A 15768-nucleotide genomic window follows, 5' to 3' on the forward strand; every position below is an offset into this window, starting at 1 on the left:
TACAATAACTGGCATCCCCATAAAGGGCTGAAAATGCAGTCACCAAGGGAATACAGAAGTTCGCTGCTGGCTATAAATTAACCGTGTCCGTTTTAGCGGGGGCAACTCCAAATCGTTCTCTCAGCTTAGCGTTCACTATAATCAGCAGTTTTGTCTTAAATGGATTCGCCATAATCGGCGGAAAGGGTAGGGCGTAAGTGAGAACGTTCACTGTAATCAGTAAAGGAGTCAGGAGTCAGGAGTCAGGAGTCAGGAGTCAGGAGTCAGGAGTCAGGAGTCAGGAGTCAGGGATGTAAATACGGGCTAAAATGGCTGTCAACATTCACTGTAATCAGTAACCCAATTTGCGTTTTCAGTTGTGATTCGTGGTTCGCGAATGCGGGTTTGTTATGAGTGAGTGAGTGAGTGAGTGAGTGAGTGAGTGAGTGAGTGAGTGAGTGAGTGAGTGAGTGAGTGAGTGAGTGAGTGAGTGAGTGAGTGAGTGAGTGAGTGAGTGAGTGAAGCTAAATCATCGGTGGCTAATGACTGCCTGTACGTGAGTGAAAACGGGTAGATGCTCAGCGTTGAGCATTGCAAGTACGCGATAGCGGGTAAGCTATAACTGGCGGGTCCTGACCGGTACACCATGCTCTACTGGCGATATTGAAGATAAGCAATGGCCAGAGAATGAACGACTGAAGAGGCATGCCTGGTGGGGTATGACCGATGGCAAATGACCTATTAAAGAGAAGAGAGAAGAGAGAAGAGAGAAGAGAGAAGAGAGAAGAGCATTTTAGCTGCTCTTACTGGTGAAGTGTCCGTTTTAACCGGTGGCTATTACATGCACCCATTGCCGGATCAACCAGAAACGGAATGTTTGTCTTTGAACTCCAACGTTCACTGTAATCAGCAAAACAGGTGAAGACCGTTTTTTCCTACCTCCCAAATCCCTGGTTGTAACATTCACTGTAATCAGTAATTGCTCCTCGCTGGCAAAGTTATTTACGTTCACTGTAATCAGTAAAGCGATCTTCTGTGGCCACAACGGTCAGGTATAAAAATGTTTCGGAAGAGGGAAGGGCTGCAGAGCATTCACTGTAATCAGTGACAGCGTGACGCGCACGATTGAGGCCTTAAATCCATTCCCGACCGCACTGGCATAACGTTCACTGCAATCTGCAATAAAGGGAAAAATTCACTGTAATCAGTGAAGGTGACCAACCCTGTCACTTTTACTGTTTATTTGTACAGACAATAAGCTGATTACAGTGAATGAATGCCAACAATTAAATATTACCTAGAATATTCAAACAGTTAAATTTAATCATTCACTATAATCTGTTTTCACTACATCACCACCATTCACTGTAATCAGCAACCAAATACGCTATGGCTGATGTTCACTGTAATCAGCAAACCCGCTGCAAAAGAGGGCGATCGAGTGTTGAAAACCCACCTAGTAAGTACTCACTATCACAATTAAACCCAATGATTCGTCGAATCTGATAACTCTGCAGGAGGATGTAAGACTAACGTGTCGCTCAATACTGTTTACAGTGAACGTTACTGATTACAGTGAATGAATGAAGGGATGCTGATTACAGTGAACAGTGCGGAGAAGAAGTGTGTCACTTTTGGCGATTAAGTGACACACTCAAGGGAAGGGTGCTGATTACAGTGAACGTGAAAAATCAGTCTTCAAACTCAATATCATCAAGGGAATCAATGCTCTCCAGATTGCTGATACCGTCCAGCTTCGGCGTTCTGCTATGGATAATGAAGAACACAGAACGTCCACGCTTCACCTCTGAATAGTCGAGGTAACCAATCTCCTTAAGCTGCTCCATCGCGCGTCGAACCACGTGGTTTTGCGTGGTCGTCTTAGAGCCTAAGTTTAAACGCATGCGCAGACGCGCCAGCGATATCGGTGCAGGATTGGTTGGCAAGCTTTCCAGGTAGGTATATAACGCCTGAGCCGATTCCTTACGTTTGAGCCGTGAAATAGCACGCAGCTGCAGCAAGACTTTATGGTCAAAGTTATACAGCTCAAACAGTTTGGGATCGGCCTGAATGCGCACCAGATCCTTTTCACGATCGTAATACGCCGACTGCACAAGGTGGGTATGATACGCTTTGCCATTACCTTCAAAGGACAACGTATTGGTTGCGATGCGTCGTAAAGAGGCATCTAAACGCTTACGTAAGGCCGCTGATGAGTTTGCCGAAGGGATCCCGCACATTTTCACGAAATCAATAAACGGCAGCGTCACGGTGTCGCCCTTTGAGGGATAACGCGAAAAAGACTGAATGATGCCAGCCCAGGTTTTGAAATCATTATCCATGTCCAGCCTTGCGCCAGTAATGGTAATCTTTTCATAGCCTTCCGCTTTAACTAACGAAAGGTTCTTGAGCTCTTTGGTGGCGTCCGTTGAAGCCATCGCGCCCGATTTCCCACGCGCAGTAGACTTTAGTGTCGGAACGAACAGACCCAGGCGCATCAACGCGACCGGTTGTACGGTGTTATTTTTATTAGGATGAAGCTGGATAACCTCACCGCTGTTTTTTGTCACCGACAGAAAAGGTTCTAGTAACGCTTTGTTTTCACTCTCTTTATCTGCCATAGCCTGAGATCTTCATTCTGTGGATGAAAAGGATCGATTTCTGATTACAGTGAACATTAACACTGTTTATAGTGAACATTCTACAGTCTATAGTGAATATTATGCTGATTGTAGTGAACGTTTTTCTGATTATAGTGAACGCGATCACCTTCTCAGGCCTTGTGGGGTGCGGCTTGCAGCGATCGGGGATCTCTTAGGATCTCTTTAAGATCTCTCTATGATCTTTCTTTAAGATCTATTCACTGTATAACTGCATAACCCTATGAAGAATCAGCTTCTAACATCAAAAACTGTCAGAAAATGCAGGTCAGTAAGATTGCTCCCACCAATGGCGAAAAACATTAATTCTCTGTGAAGAAGATCCGCTTCTTTCATCAGAAGAGAACAACTTCCTCATTATTATTCATTTTTCATCAATCTTCACCGAGCGTAAGGTGAAACTCATATTCATCCCCTACAACTCATGACGAAGGCATCTTATGACTGACAACGTTATTTCACGTAACCCTACCACTGGCGAAATCATCGCATCCTATCCATTGCAGAATGCCGCTGAACTCGAAGCTGCGTTGCAGACCAGCGCGGATGCTTTTGCACAATGGCGAGCCACCAGCATGGCTCAGCGCGTCATCGTGTTACGCCAGTTAGCAGAACAGATCCGCCAGCGTCAGGATCAACTCGCTACCATGGCAACCCTTGAGATGGGTAAACCCATTGCACAGGCTCGTGCTGAAGTCCTTAAATGTGCAAATCTCTGTGACTGGTATGCAGAACAGGGCCCAGCGATGCTGGCTGATAAGCCTACGCTGGTAGAAAATCAGCAAGCCTGGCAATCGTTTCGTCCATTAGGCGTGATTCTTGCGGTAATGCCGTGGAACTTTCCTTACTGGCAGGTGCTGCGCGGTGCAGTCAGCATGTTGCTGGCAGGCAACACGTATGTGCTCAAACACGCGCCAAGCGTAATGGGTGCAGCCAATCTGATGACAGAACTGTTTGATGCGACCGATCTGCCAAAAGGTGGCTTCACCGTGATTAACGTGGATAACGATGGCGTTTCGGCCGCAATCAAGGATCCGCGTATCGCTGCTGTTGCGGTGACAGGAAGTGTGCGAGCGGGCGGTGCTATTGCGGCACAAGCCGGTGCCGTATTGAAAAAAACCGTGCTGGAACTCGGCGGCGCAGATCCTTTTATTGTTCTGGCAGATGCCGATCTGGATGCCGCAGTAGCTTCAGCGGTCACTGGACGTTACCAGAACACCGGACAGGTCTGTATGGCAGCCAAACGGTTCATCATTGAAGAAAGTGTCGCAGAAGCGTTTGAGGCGCGTTTTAGCGCTGCTGTGCAAGCATTAAAGATCGGTGATCCTCTGAGCGAAGAAACTTATATCGGTCCAATGGCGCGTTATGACCTGCTTGATGAATTGGATCAGCAAGTACAGCAGACCCTGAAACAGGGGGCGCGCCTGGTTATTGGTGGTCATAAGATCGATGGCGTTGGCAACTACTATGCCCCAACGATCCTGGCTGACGTGACACCCGACATGATCGCCTTCCAGCAGGAGATCTTTGGCCCCGTGGCAGCGATTACCGTGGCACGCAATGCACAGCATGCTTTAGAGCTGGCGAATAACAGCGAATTTGGTTTGAGCGCTACCGTGTGGAGCGGTAATGAAGCGATAGCCAATGAGCTGGCAGAGAAACTGGAAACCGGCGCCGTGTTCATCAATGGCAACGGTGCTTCCGATCCCCGCGTGGCGATTGGTGGCGTGAAGAAGAGCGGCTATGGTCGTGAACTTTCCAGTTTTGGCGTTCACGAATTCTGTAATATCCAGACCGTCTGGAAAAACCGTCGTTAAGACTTTTAGGGCGTGCACTGCACGCCCTTATTCCTCGCTCTATCTCCTGCCTTACTGTTAATCCTCGGTTAAAATTGTTGTGGAGTAGCTCAAAGAATCCGCTAATGGTATTACAAAGGTATTGTTAGTGGTGTTAGATTGGCCTCACCTACACCGGGGAGTCCTATTTTAATGAAAACAACAATCCCAAAATTATCCTTCATGATGTTTCTCGAGTGGTTTATCTGGGGGGCATGGTTTGTGCCGCTCTGGGCTTTCCTCAGCAAAAACGGCTTTTCGCCGGTTGAGATTGCCTGGTGCTATGCCTGCACTTCGATTGCCGCCATCCTGTCGCCGATCCTCGTTGGATCGTTGGCAGACCGCTTCTTCCAGGCGCAGAAAGTGTTATCGCTGCTGATGATCGTCGGTTCCATTCTGATGTATTTCGCGGCACAGCAGACGCACTTTAGTGGTTTCTTCCCACTGCTGCTGTTGTATGCGCTCACTTACATGCCGACCATTGCGCTGACTAACAGTATTGCTTTCTCGCATGTCAAAGATGTCGAACGCGATTATCCACGCGTGCGGGTCATGGGCACTTTAGGGTGGATTGCGTCAGGCATTGCCTGTGGTTTCCTCCCGCCGCTGATGGGCTATGGCGACATTTCAGCCAGCAATGTGCCGCTGCTGATCACAGCTGCCAGTTCACTGGTATTGGGGATCTTTTCGCTAATGCTGCCGGCAACTGAGCCGAAAAGCACCGGCAAATTCAGCCTGCGTGTGGCATTGGGGCTGGATGCGCTGCATCTCCTGAAAGATCGCAGTTTCCTGGTGTTCTTCGTCTGCTCATTCCTGTTCAGCATGCCGCTGGCGTTTTACTACATCTTTGCCGAAGGCTACCTGACGGAGGTGGGCCTGCCACACGCCACCGGTTGGATGACGCTGGGTCAGGTATCGGAGATCTTCTTCCTGCTGGCACTGCCATTCTTTATCAAGCGCTTTGGCATCGGCAAAGTGTTGCTGCTTGGCTTAACCACCGCAGCGCTACGCTACATATTCTTTGTGTTCGGCGGCGATCAAAATGCCCTGACGATTGGCCTGTTGTTTATGGGCATTCTGCTGCACGGCGTCAGCTATGACTTCTACTTCATCACGGCTTACATCTACGTTGATAAAAAAGCACCGGTCGCGATGCGCAACGCAGCACAGGGCCTGATCACGCTCGCATGCCAGGGGATTGGCAGCTTGCTGGGTTATCGTCTCGGCGGATATTTGATGCAGGAGATGTTCGCTTACGACCAGCCACGCAATGGCCAAACATTCAACTGGGCGGGCATGTGGATGTTTGGCAGCGTAATGATCATCATTATCACCATTGCCTTCATTGTGCTGTTCCGCGATGGCAAAAAACGCAGTGAAGAATTAACTGCTTTCGAGCAATCAGCCACCGCTGATAGCCATAAATAAGAGATGTAATGATGACAATGACACTCCAGGAAAAACGGATTTTAGGCGCTTTCTATGGTCAGGCACTGGGCGATGCGATGGGCATGCCATCGGAATTGTGGCCGCGCAGTCGCGTTAAGCAGCATTTTGGCTGGATTGATGGTTTTCTGCCGGGGCCTGCTGAAAACAATGCCGCCTGTTATTTTGGCCGCGCGGCATTTACTGACGATACGTCGATGGCGCTGGCTTTGGCAGATGCGATAGTCACGCATGATGGCGATATCAACGCTGAGACCATCGGGGCCAATATCCTGCGCTGGGCAGAGGAGTTTGATGCCTTCAACAAAAACGTATTGGGACCCACATCCAAAATAGCCCTGAATGCACTGAAAATGGGAACGCCAGTGGCGCAACTGGAGAACAACGGCATGACCAATGGCGCGGCGATGCGTGTTTCTCCGCTTGGTTGTCTGTTGCCAGCCAAAGATCTGGACGCCTTTATTGACGCCGTCGCACTGGCATCCAGTCCTACGCATAAATCAGATGTCGCCATCGCGGGGGCAACGGTGATTGCCTGGGCCGTCTCACGTGCCATTGACGGCGCAAGCTGGACATCCATCCGCGATGAACTGCCTGCGATTGCACGCGCTGCGCAGGAAAAACGCGTCACGACCTTTAGCGCGTCCATGGCCGCGCGTGTTGAGTTGGGACTGAGCGTTGTGGCGCAGGGCAGAGGTGTGGAGTCAACGATGCAGCAGATTTATGATTTGGTGGGGACCGGGACGGCCACCATCGAATCGGTTCCAGCTGCTATTGCAATGGTTGAGCTGGCCAACACCGATCCGAATCGCTGCGCTATTCTTTGTGCCAATCTGGGTGGCGATACCGATACCATCGGCGCGATGGCGGTGGCCATTTGCGGAGCGCTGCATGGCATTGATGGGATTGATTCACAGCTAAAAGCCGAACTGGATGCTGCCAACGCGCTGGATTTCACTCGCTATAGCAACGCATTCATGCGTTTCCGTCAGCAGCGTGAGGCCGTTTATGCTGACGCCTGATGACCTGAACCGGCTGGAAGGACGTCTGCCGGTGTGCGTGATTGGTGCCGCTGTGGTGGACGTGATTGCCGATGCCTATTCGTTACCGCATCGGGGAAGTGATATTGAACTCCACCAGCAGGGCGTCAACGTGGGCGGTTGTGCGTTGAATGTAGCGATCGCGTTGCATCGGTTGGGCATCCCATCCATCAACGCGCTGCCGCTGGGTAACGGCATTTGGGCCAGTATTGTGCGGCAGAAGCTGATGGAATACGGCATTCACAGCGTGCTGGAAACCAGTAAAGGAGACAATGGCTGGTGTCTGGCACTGGTGGAGCCGGATGGTGAGCGCACTTTTCTGTCGGTTAGCGGTGTCGAAAATCTGTGGGATGCCGAACTGCTGGGCACATTGCCACAACCCGCGCAGCGTTGGATCTACTTGTCTGGCTATCAACTGACCAGCAAAAGCGGCGATGTGCTGATCGACTGGCTCGAACACCAGGCGCATAACTATCAATTGCTGGTGGATTTCGGTCCGCGTTTGGCTGACATCGGTGAGAATCAATTTGTCCGTATCATGGCGCTAAAACCACTGATTACAGTGAACAGGCAGGAAGCGGAATTACTGTGGCAGGAACGTTTAAAGCAGCATGAAGCTTTTGATGCCCGTCAGTTAATGGCTCAATGGCAACAACACTTTGGCGCTGCGCTGGTGGTGCGTTTAGACAGTGATGGCGCAGGTTATATCGATGCGGAATCGCAGGGTTGGATCCCTGCTCTGGCAACGCAAGTAGTCGATACGATTGGCGCCGGTGACAGCCATGCGGGGGGAGTGTTAGCCGGCCTCGCGTCAGGTTGGTCGCTGGCGGAAAGTGTGGCATTGGGTAATGCCGTGGCGTCTTATGTGGTGTCGCAACGCGGTGGTGATTGTGCACCCGATCGCGCCACGCTGCAGAGCTATTGGCAGCAAAGACTTACTCAGCAATAAACACGTACATGTCGCTGCGGCAGTAGCTGATGCTGTACTCCAAAGGATTGCCTTGCGCGTCAAGTGCCAGCTGTTTAATCACTAACACAGGGACATTGGCGGGCAGGGCAATCTGCTGCTGGAGCGCTTCGTCAGGCATGCGTGCACTCACTCTGCTTTGGGACTTAGCCGGCAAAATCTGTTGCTTGTTAAAGTAATCATACAAAGAAATTCCAATGTCATCGGCATCTGCAATAAAGTGTGCCGGCACCCAGGATTCTTCAACTGACACCGCTTGCTGATCGACATAACGAATACGCTTCAGCAAGTAGACTTCGCTACCTTTGCTTAATCCCAGTTTTTCACCGATCTCCGCACTGCACTGAATTTTGCTCTTATTGATCCACACCGTGTCAGGTTTTTTACCGCGTAAAACCGCCTGCTGCGATAAACCTTTGGACTCTTTCAGCGAATACTCAAACTGGCTGCAAATCTGTGTACCGTAACCGCGTGAACGAAACACCACCCCCTCTTTTTCCAGCTCATCCATCGCTTTACGCACCGTAATACGCGAGATGCTGAGCGACTGGCTGAATTCTCGCTCACCGGGCAGGATCTCTTCATGCACCAGGATGCCATCACGCACCGCCTCTTTGATGGCGGCGGCAAAGCGCTTGTACAACGGCGTACGGCTCTCTTCAGCCAGTGTGGTGGTAAGCCGCGAAAAAAGCGGATTCTGTTCAGTCATAGCGGGCTGAGCACTCAATTGGGTTAGCCAGGGGTGAGATATGATACTGAATTTTCACCGTTCGCGTAGCGACTTTAACCACATGTTATTGCGGTTATTAGCGCTTAGATTCAACCAATCCTTTCGCTTGTAATTTGACCTAACCCGTAACGAAGACTATAGTCACGCTTACGGATATTTTAAGGCAAGGAGGGGTAAATGGGCATTTACCTGACGCCAGAATTTCAGGAAGAGAGATGTAATGCACGCATCAATGATAAAATCTTGTGTAAAGCTGCAAAGTCGATTTTTGCGGGATTACATGGAGACCCATTAGGACGTTACACGTTCAAAAAACGACTCGGGTTGCCTGGTGTGGGGGCATCTGACGGCGCGCGTAGCATTGTTTTCTTCAATTATGGCAACAACATTTATTTCTTTGATATGTACTTGAAAAGTCAGCTATCAAAGAAGAAAGGCAAAGAACTTGAAGATGATGAAATTGATGCTTATTGCCGTATCGCTCGGGATTTTATTGCGATGTCAGATGAGAAGGTCCGGGAGTTGATTAAGTTAAAAGAACTAATCGAGGTAACTTGTGATGACTGAACGCTTAAAGAAAATCCACGATATGGCGCAGCGCTATAACCAATTGGGCGTTGTTCAGGGCGAGACGGTTGCGGAAATCAGTGCGGCGATCGAAGCTCGTAATATCCCTCCAGTACGCGCTATGTCTGGGATTGAGATTAAAGCGGTACGCTTAAGATGGAAGATGTCGCAGGCGGCGCTGGCAATGACTACAGGCATGTCAGTTGAGAGTGTTTCAAAGTGGGAACGTAACGAGAGTAAACCCAATAAAGCGGCTTTGCGTATCCTCAACACCATTGAAGACAAAGGCCCAGCGGTTTTCATTCTATAAAACATAAAAGCCCTGTTGGGCTTTTATGCATCAAATAACCTATCACCGCTCATCAAACGGCACGCCGCCTTTAGATTTATGATGCTTAGGCGTTTCAATGATTGAGACCGTCACCGAATTGGCGTCAATCTCAAACGAGTCCGCGACTGCGGCAGTCACCGCTTTCAGCAACTTCTTCTTCTGCTCAACCGTGCGGCCTTCCGCAGCATAGACAACGATTTCTGGCATTTCCGTTTCTCCTTGAGGGTTCAGATTCGGTTTCAGCATAACCCAGTCATGCCCGAGCATGCAGTGTCAATTTGTCATAAACACCCGCGCAAACCGTTTATCCCCGCAGGCGATCTGTGTTTAAATGTGTATTGTTATGTTATAACATAATTTCTCTGGGATTTTTGTAGCGGTATTTTTCGGAAACCATAATGAAATCAATGAAAAAATTGCTGATCGCCACGGCGCTCGGCCTGGCTTCGTGCGCCTCATTCGCGGCGCAGCATCAGGAAAACACGGTGCGCATTGCCGCTCCGTTTGAAATTAAAGGTGCCGATCCGGCGCTTTCCGGTGACATCCTTCTGCGCATGGATGTGGTGGAAACGCTGGTGGAAGTGAACCAACGCGGTGAACCGATCCCGGCTTTGGCGAAGAGTTGGCAGGTCTCGGAAAACGGTTTGCGCTGGCAATTACAGCTGCGCGATAACGTGCATTTCCATGATGGTTCGCCACTGGATGCGGCAGCGGTAGTGAAATCACTCAATACTGCGCGGAGTAAAGCGGGATTACTGGATAAAACACCGATCACTGAGATCAGCGGAGAAGGGCAGGTGGTGACCATCACGCTGCGCGAGCCTTTCACACCTCTGCTTTCCGTCCTGGCGGAAAGTCGCTCGCAAATTCTGGCGTTATCCAGCTGGGATGCACAGGGCAACATCACGCGCATCATCGGCTCCGGGCCGTTTATGCTGACCGCCTTTCAGCCGCCGCAGTCGTTAGCGGTAAAACGCTTTGAAGGGTACTGGGGAGAAAAACCATACATCGCCGCAGCCAGCTATCTCTCTTCTGGCCGGGCAGAGACCCGCGCGCTGCTCGCGGAAAGTGGTGATGCGGATTATGTGTTCAATCTTGATGCCGCCAGCCGTCAGCGTCTGGCACGCAAACCTGCGCTGCAACTTCCCGCAATCCCCGTGCCGCGCACGCTTATGCTGAAGCTCAATCTGGGCGATCCGCTGTTAGCGGAACAGCCGGTGCGTGAAGCGATCAGCATGGCCATTGATCGTAATGCGTTAGCGATGGCGGTGTTGCGCTATCCGGGTGCTGCCAGCCAGTTGTTCCCGCCGAACATGGGCGAGTGGCACAACGCGGCGCTGCCTCCACTCTCCTATCAGCCCGATTCGGCGGTCACGCTGTTGCAGAAAGCCGGCTGGCAACCGGGATCAGATGGTGTGCTGACCCGCAACGGCCAGCGATTCAGCCTGACGCTGCTGACCTTCCCGGATCGCCCTGAACTGCCGTTGATGGCGATGGTTATCCAGCAGCAACTGCGCAAAATCGGTATTGAAGTGAAGATCAACTCAACCAATGCCAGCGAAATTCCTGCCCAGCACCACAGCGGGAAACTGCAACTGGCGCTGTTCTCACGCAACTTTGCACTCACGCCCGATCCAACCGGCACCTTGTTGCAGGATTATGCCGAGAAGGGTGGCGATTGGGGGGCGATGAACTGGCATCCGACAGGATTCAGTGGCGCACTGCATACCCTGACGCAATCCACCGATGCCTCCGCGCGTGCCAAAGCTCGAACACTCATCACTTCGGCACTGCAACAGGATCTCCCGGTGATTCCAATCGCCTGGTATCAACAATCAGCAGCGATCAACAGTCAGTTGCAAAACGTCGCGCTCGATCCGTTTGAGCGTCACTTTGGCCTGCGCCAACTGCGTTGGGAGCCGTGATGATCAAACAACTTTGCTGGCGGCTGATGCAGGCATTTTTTGTCGTGCTCTCGGTGGGATTACTCACCTGGTTTTTGGTCCGGTCGCTGCCGGGCGATATGGCGTGGCGCATTGCCAGCGGTCGTTACGGCTATGATCGGGTTGATGCGGATGCCGTCGCGCGCGTGCAGCAGGAGTTAAGTGGCGCACCCGATCAAGGCAGCGCCTTACTGCACTGGCTATTCGATCTGCTGCAATTCAACTTTGGTCGCTCGCTGGTTTCCGGCGAACCGGTGATGGATGAACTGCGTTGGCAACTGAGTCAGACGCTGGCGTTAGCCGGTGTTTCATTGCTACTGGCAATCATTATCACGCTGCCGTTGGGTATCTGGGCCGGTTGCCATGCCAATGGCAAACTGGATCGGCTGCTGTTTTGGCTGACATCTATGCTTAAGTCTGTGCCGCATTTTGCACTGGGTATGCTGCTGATCGTGCTGTTCGCGCTGCAACTCGACTGGCTGCCGAGTGCGGGACACGGTGAGCTGCGTCATTTCCTGTTACCCGCTTTGACGCTGGCCTTGTCGCTAAGCGCGGTGGGCGTGCGTGTGGTGCGCGAAGCCACCTGGCAGGTAGTGAACGCGGGTTATTACCAATGGGGGGAGCAAAAAGGTCTGGCGACCGTCACTTTGCTGCGTCGTCATGGTTTACGCAATCTGGGAACACCGGTACTCACGTGGTTCGGCATGCAGTTTGTCTGGCTGGTGGAAGGCGTGGTGGTAGTGGAAACGTTGTTTGCCTGGCCGGGCATTGGGCATGCGTTGGTTCATGCCATTTTCGCCCGCGATGTGCCAGTAATTCAGGCCAGTGCCATGACGCTCGGCCTGCTGTTTGTCCTGCTAAATATGCTGGTAGATGCAGGTTGCCATCTGCTTGATCCGCGAGGGACGCGCCCATGAAATTAACTTCACGTCATGTCGGTTTACTGCTGCTAGCTCTGCTACTGAGCTACGCCTTTTTACTGCCTCTGTTTCATCATGGTGATCCTCTGCAACAAGAACTGCTCAACATATTGCAGCCGCCCAGCCAGGCCAATCTGTTAGGTTTTGATCACCTGGGACGTGACATGCTGCCGCGCCTGAGTGCGGCGCTGCGCCTGTCACTGGGTCTGGCTGCACTGTGTGTGATCAGTGCGATGCTGGTCGGTGTGCTGGCTGGCGTACTCAGCGCGCTTTATGGTGGAGTGCTCGACCGTGTGGTCAGCATGCTGGGGGATATGTGCCTCGCGCTGCCCGGCCTGCTGCTGGTGCTGTTACTGGCGGCGATTGCCCCGGACTCACCGGAGATGCTGTGGTTAGGCATTTCGTTGGTGCTGTGGGTGGAATTCTTCCGTGTGACACGCGCCACCTTACGTCCGATTGTGCATTCGCCGGGTATGCAGGCGTCGAAACTGCTGGGTTTTAACGCGATCTACCGCTTTCATCGTCACCTTTGGCCGGCACTCGCACCTGTACTGCTTACCGTTGCACTGTTCTCGTTTAGCAGCGCCATCATGGCGGTATCGGCACTGGGATTTATCAGCGTCGGTGTCCGTCCACCGACACCGGAATTGGGCTTGATGATGACCGAACTGCTGCCCTTTGCCTGGGAAGCCCCCTGGTTGCTGCTACAGCCTGTGGTCGCACTGTTTTTATTGCTGATTAGCCTTAACCTGATGATGAAAAAGGAGCGTGCATGAAAGGATTACAGGCCATCGGCATAACCATCGCAACAGCAGAAGCCACGCTGGTGGAGCCGGTTGATTTCCACCTGCAACCTGGCCAACCGCTCACTTTATTGGGTGAGACTGGCTCCGGAAAAAGCCTGTTGGCGCAGGCGGTAATGGGAATTTTGCCGGAGACACTTCAGGCCAGCGGAACCCTGATCATCAACGGTCAACGCTATCAGTTACCGCAGGATCGTGATGCGTTACGCAGCTTGTGGGGAAGGACTATGGCCTCGCTGCCACAAGAACCCTGGCTGGCGCTCGATCCCACCATGGCGGTTCAGCAGCAGGTCGCGGAAGGCTATCGCTATATTCGAGGGCATTCCGCGCCGCGAAGCGAGGCGGCTGCGCAGGATGACCTTGCGCAACTGGGCTTACAGGCAGCGGCACAAAAATTCCCGTGGCAACTGTCCGGTGGCATGGCGCAGCGTGCGGCATTTGCGGCGGCGCGCGCGGGCGGTGCGGAGATTTTGATAGCAGATGAACCGACTAAGGGTTTGGATGTGTCCCGACGCGATGACATTGCTACTTTGCTGGGTCGTGAAGTGGCTGAAGGTGGGACTTTAATGACCATCACGCACGATATTGCGCTGGCGCGTCAGTTGGGCGGAGACGTTATCGTCATGCATAAGGGCAAAGTGATCGAGCAAGGCGCAGCGCAGCAAGTGTTATACACCCCGCGGCAGGGTTATACGCGTGAATTGCTGGCCGCCGATCCCGTTGCCTGGCCGCAACGGCAAAGCACGGTGATCCGCAGCAAACCCGTGGTAAGTGCGCAAGGATTAAAACTGCAGCGCGGCGGAAATACGTTGGGTGTACCAGAAAATTTCACCCTGCATGCTGGGGAAATTGTCGGCTTACATGGCGCCAGCGGCAGTGGAAAAAGCAGCTTTGGCGACGTATTGCTGGGATTACTCGCGCCACAGCAGGGCAGCATTACACGTCACGTCGCGGCGAGCGCGCTGAAGTATCAGAAGATCTATCAGGATCCCTCGGCATTGTTTCCCCCCACGCGCACACTGTCACAAAGCCTGGAGGAGGTGCTGCGTCGTCATCGCATTGAAAGGTCAAAACGCGACTCGCTAATGGAGCAATTAGCGTTAGATCCTTCATTACTCACGCGCTGCCCCGATTCGCTCTCGGGCGGCGAGTTACAGCGCTTCTCTCTGTTACGCGTCATGCTGCTTGAGCCGGTTTTCCTGTTCGCCGATGAGCCTACATCGCGACTCGATCCGCTGGTACAGCAGCAAACTCTGCAGCTGATAACGCAGATGTCGCGTCAGCTGCAGTGCGGCGTGCTGCTGGTGAGCCACGATCGCGAACTGCTGGAGAAGGGGACAGATCGCGTGATTGCGATGCAGGCGGCTTAACGTTCTGGCGGCTGGCTATCACCGACACCCAGTGAGCGCTGCATCACGACGGTGTCGAGCCAGCGGCCATGTTTGAATCCCACCGATTTCATCACACCGGTGTGCTCGAAGCCGAGCGCCCGGTGTAATCCCAGCGAACCCTGATTGGCGCTATCTCCCACGATGGCGATGATCTGGCGAAAGCCTGCTGCTTCTGCCAGCGCAATCGCTTTTTGCAATAACGCCCGCCCGACGCCACGCCCGGTCTGTTCATGATCGAGATAAATCGAATCTTCCAGCGTGAAGCGATAGGCATAGCGCGGTCGATAAGGTGCCAGATAACAATAACCCAATACCTGTTCATCCTCTTGCGCCACCAGCCAGAAGCCTCCGCGCTGCTGCACATCTTTGACGCGGTTGAGCATTTCGCTTTCGCTGGGCGGTTCGGTTTCAAAGGTGGCGGTGCCGTGGAGGACGTGCCACGCATAGATTTTCTGAATGGCAGCGGCGTGATGGGGTCGGGCGGGAATAATATCCATATGTTCCTGATAATCGGCTAGCGAAAAACACAGGATGCCACTGTGTCACGCGCCAATCATCGGGTTTGAACATAGGAAATTATTATGACTAATTTTGCTCCGACAGCTGCACCGCCATGGTATTCGCTTCCAGCGCTTCGAAGATGTGCGGTTCGTCGGCGGGGTAGCAGATGTAGTCACCGGGATGAAGTTCGACCGGGGCATCGGTAGGCCCAACAAGTGCGCGACCCTGCGCAATAATGATGTGTTCTACGGAACCGGGCGGATGCGGATGAGAGGCGCGCGGTGCGCCCGGCTGGCTGGTGATCAGATATAAATCACGACGTCCGCCCGGCGGACAGCTGGCCAGTAGCGCGGCCTGGTAATCCGCGAGTTCAGCCGACACCATCATGCCCTCACCACGACGGATCACCTGCAAACGCTTCACTTCCGGCTCCATCAGGCGGGCGAACGGAATATTGAGCGCCACGCACAGTGACCATAACGTCTCAATGCTGGGATTGCCATTGCCCGCTTCCAGTTGTGAAAGCGTGGATTTCGCAATGCCAGCGCGGCGGGCGACTTCGGTTAACGAGAGCCCGGCACGCTGGCGTTCGCGCACTAATCCAGCAGAGATAAGATCGATCGGTGGTGTCACAATTACTCCTGTTCTTTATATC

15 protein-coding genes are annotated in these 15768 nt (G+C 52.6%); 10 read left to right on the plus strand and 5 right to left on the minus strand.

Annotated features, from left to right (window positions below; translation table 11 throughout):
• Positions 1-1670 precede the first annotated feature (1670 nt).
• Positions 1671-2600 carry a RepB family plasmid replication initiator protein gene (locus WFP70_RS25140; protein WP_034822338.1) on the minus strand — a complete coding sequence of 310 codons (930 nt, stop codon included), beginning with the start codon at positions 2598-2600 and terminating at the stop codon, positions 1671-1673.
• A 479-nt stretch (positions 2601-3079) separates the two neighbouring features.
• Here WFP70_RS25140 and WFP70_RS25145 point away from each other — a divergent pair, with 479 nt between their 5' ends.
• From WFP70_RS25145 to WFP70_RS25160, 4 genes are all read left to right on the plus strand, one after another.
• Positions 3080-4456, plus strand: a complete 1377-nt coding sequence (locus tag WFP70_RS25145) for an aldehyde dehydrogenase family protein (protein ID WP_337024762.1) — start codon at positions 3080-3082, stop codon at positions 4454-4456.
• A gap of 171 nt (positions 4457-4627) precedes the next feature.
• Complete coding sequence (locus WFP70_RS25150; protein WP_097117635.1) at positions 4628-5902, plus strand: nucleoside permease; 1275 nt, start codon at positions 4628-4630, stop codon at positions 5900-5902.
• A gap of 11 nt (positions 5903-5913) precedes the next feature.
• The gene (locus WFP70_RS25155; protein WP_337024790.1) at positions 5914-6942 is read left to right on the plus strand and encodes an ADP-ribosylglycohydrolase family protein; all 1029 of its coding nucleotides are present in this window, start codon (positions 5914-5916) and stop codon (positions 6940-6942) included.
• Positions 6929-7909 carry a PfkB family carbohydrate kinase gene (locus tag WFP70_RS25160; RefSeq protein ID WP_337024763.1) on the plus strand — a complete coding sequence of 327 codons (981 nt, stop codon included), beginning with the start codon at positions 6929-6931 and terminating at the stop codon, positions 7907-7909. The genes WFP70_RS25155 and WFP70_RS25160 overlap by 14 nt, the downstream gene beginning before the upstream one ends.
• On the opposite strand, the gene WFP70_RS25165 is transcribed toward WFP70_RS25160, so the two are convergent.
• On the minus strand, positions 7896-8636 hold the full coding sequence (locus tag WFP70_RS25165; RefSeq protein WP_337024764.1) for a GntR family transcriptional regulator: 741 nt from the start codon (positions 8634-8636) through the stop codon (positions 7896-7898). The genes WFP70_RS25160 and WFP70_RS25165 overlap by 14 nt on opposite strands.
• Positions 8637-8834: 198 nt before the next feature.
• On the opposite strand from WFP70_RS25165, the gene WFP70_RS25170 reads away from it, so the two are divergent.
• Positions 8835-9224: a type II toxin-antitoxin system RelE/ParE family toxin gene (locus WFP70_RS25170; protein ID WP_058960458.1), complete on the plus strand. Its 390-nt coding sequence runs from the start codon at positions 8835-8837 to the stop codon at positions 9222-9224.
• On the plus strand, positions 9217-9534 hold the full coding sequence (locus WFP70_RS25175) for a helix-turn-helix domain-containing protein (RefSeq protein WP_097117631.1): 318 nt from the start codon (positions 9217-9219) through the stop codon (positions 9532-9534). The genes WFP70_RS25170 and WFP70_RS25175 overlap by 8 nt, the downstream gene beginning before the upstream one ends.
• 42 nt (positions 9535-9576) lie before the next feature.
• Here WFP70_RS25175 and WFP70_RS25180 read toward each other — a convergent pair whose 3' ends face one another.
• Positions 9577-9762 (minus strand): tautomerase family protein, encoded by a 186-nt coding sequence (locus WFP70_RS25180; protein WP_034822328.1) that lies wholly within the window; start codon positions 9760-9762, stop codon positions 9577-9579.
• Positions 9763-9953: 191 nt separating this feature from the next.
• On the opposite strand from WFP70_RS25180, the gene WFP70_RS25185 reads away from it, so the two are divergent.
• From WFP70_RS25185 to WFP70_RS25200, 4 genes are read left to right on the plus strand one after another with little or no spacing between them, the layout of a single operon-like run.
• The gene (locus tag WFP70_RS25185) at positions 9954-11480 is read left to right on the plus strand and encodes an ABC transporter substrate-binding protein (RefSeq protein ID WP_337024765.1); all 1527 of its coding nucleotides are present in this window, start codon (positions 9954-9956) and stop codon (positions 11478-11480) included.
• A complete protein-coding gene (locus tag WFP70_RS25190; RefSeq protein ID WP_337024766.1) occupies positions 11480-12415 on the plus strand; it encodes an ABC transporter permease in 936 nt (311 codons plus the stop codon). The genes WFP70_RS25185 and WFP70_RS25190 overlap by 1 nt, the downstream gene beginning before the upstream one ends.
• On the plus strand, positions 12412-13194 hold the full coding sequence (locus WFP70_RS25195) for an ABC transporter permease (RefSeq protein ID WP_337024767.1): 783 nt from the start codon (positions 12412-12414) through the stop codon (positions 13192-13194). The genes WFP70_RS25190 and WFP70_RS25195 overlap by 4 nt, the downstream gene beginning before the upstream one ends.
• The gene (locus WFP70_RS25200; protein ID WP_337024768.1) at positions 13191-14591 is read left to right on the plus strand and encodes an ABC transporter ATP-binding protein; all 1401 of its coding nucleotides are present in this window, start codon (positions 13191-13193) and stop codon (positions 14589-14591) included. Before WFP70_RS25195 ends, WFP70_RS25200 begins: the two co-directional genes overlap by 4 nt.
• Here WFP70_RS25200 and WFP70_RS25205 read toward each other — a convergent pair.
• Positions 14588-15109: a GNAT family N-acetyltransferase gene (locus WFP70_RS25205; protein ID WP_160834529.1), complete on the minus strand. Its 522-nt coding sequence runs from the start codon at positions 15107-15109 to the stop codon at positions 14588-14590. The two genes, WFP70_RS25200 and WFP70_RS25205, sit on opposite strands and share 4 nt — an antisense overlap.
• Positions 15110-15197: 88 nt before the next feature.
• The gene (locus WFP70_RS25210) at positions 15198-15746 is read right to left on the minus strand and encodes a helix-turn-helix domain-containing protein (RefSeq protein ID WP_045831923.1); all 549 of its coding nucleotides are present in this window, start codon (positions 15744-15746) and stop codon (positions 15198-15200) included.
• Positions 15747-15768 lie beyond the last annotated feature (22 nt).

This window comes from Pantoea sp. USMM079 (genome assembly GCF_037153115.1).
Lineage (GTDB): Bacteria > Pseudomonadota > Gammaproteobacteria > Enterobacterales > Enterobacteriaceae > Pantoea > Pantoea communis.

What these genes read in the sequence shown, in the direction of transcription:
- WFP70_RS25205 (WP_160834529.1), bottom strand. Translation starts at nt 15,109, where the DNA reads ATGGATATTATTCCCGCCCGACCCCATCACGCCGCTGCCATTCAGAAA.
- WFP70_RS25175 (WP_097117631.1), top strand. Translation starts at nt 9,217, where the DNA reads ATGACTGAACGCTTAAAGAAAATCCACGATATGGCGCAGCGCTATAAC.
- WFP70_RS25140 (WP_034822338.1), bottom strand. Translation starts at nt 2,600, where the DNA reads ATGGCAGATAAAGAGAGTGAAAACAAAGCGTTACTAGAACCTTTTCTG.
- WFP70_RS25200 (WP_337024768.1), top strand. Translation starts at nt 13,191, where the DNA reads ATGAAAGGATTACAGGCCATCGGCATAACCATCGCAACAGCAGAAGCC.
- WFP70_RS25195 (WP_337024767.1), top strand. Translation starts at nt 12,412, where the DNA reads ATGAAATTAACTTCACGTCATGTCGGTTTACTGCTGCTAGCTCTGCTA.
- WFP70_RS25180 (WP_034822328.1), bottom strand. Translation starts at nt 9,762, where the DNA reads ATGCCAGAAATCGTTGTCTATGCTGCGGAAGGCCGCACGGTTGAGCAG.
- WFP70_RS25145 (WP_337024762.1), top strand. Translation starts at nt 3,080, where the DNA reads ATGACTGACAACGTTATTTCACGTAACCCTACCACTGGCGAAATCATC.
- WFP70_RS25150 (WP_097117635.1), top strand. Translation starts at nt 4,628, where the DNA reads ATGAAAACAACAATCCCAAAATTATCCTTCATGATGTTTCTCGAGTGG.
- WFP70_RS25190 (WP_337024766.1), top strand. Translation starts at nt 11,480, where the DNA reads ATGATCAAACAACTTTGCTGGCGGCTGATGCAGGCATTTTTTGTCGTG.
- WFP70_RS25165 (WP_337024764.1), bottom strand. Translation starts at nt 8,636, where the DNA reads ATGACTGAACAGAATCCGCTTTTTTCGCGGCTTACCACCACACTGGCT.
- WFP70_RS25160 (WP_337024763.1), top strand. Translation starts at nt 6,929, where the DNA reads ATGCTGACGCCTGATGACCTGAACCGGCTGGAAGGACGTCTGCCGGTG.
- WFP70_RS25170 (WP_058960458.1), top strand. Translation starts at nt 8,835, where the DNA reads ATGGGCATTTACCTGACGCCAGAATTTCAGGAAGAGAGATGTAATGCA.
- WFP70_RS25185 (WP_337024765.1), top strand. Translation starts at nt 9,954, where the DNA reads ATGAAATCAATGAAAAAATTGCTGATCGCCACGGCGCTCGGCCTGGCT.
- WFP70_RS25155 (WP_337024790.1), top strand. Translation starts at nt 5,914, where the DNA reads ATGACAATGACACTCCAGGAAAAACGGATTTTAGGCGCTTTCTATGGT.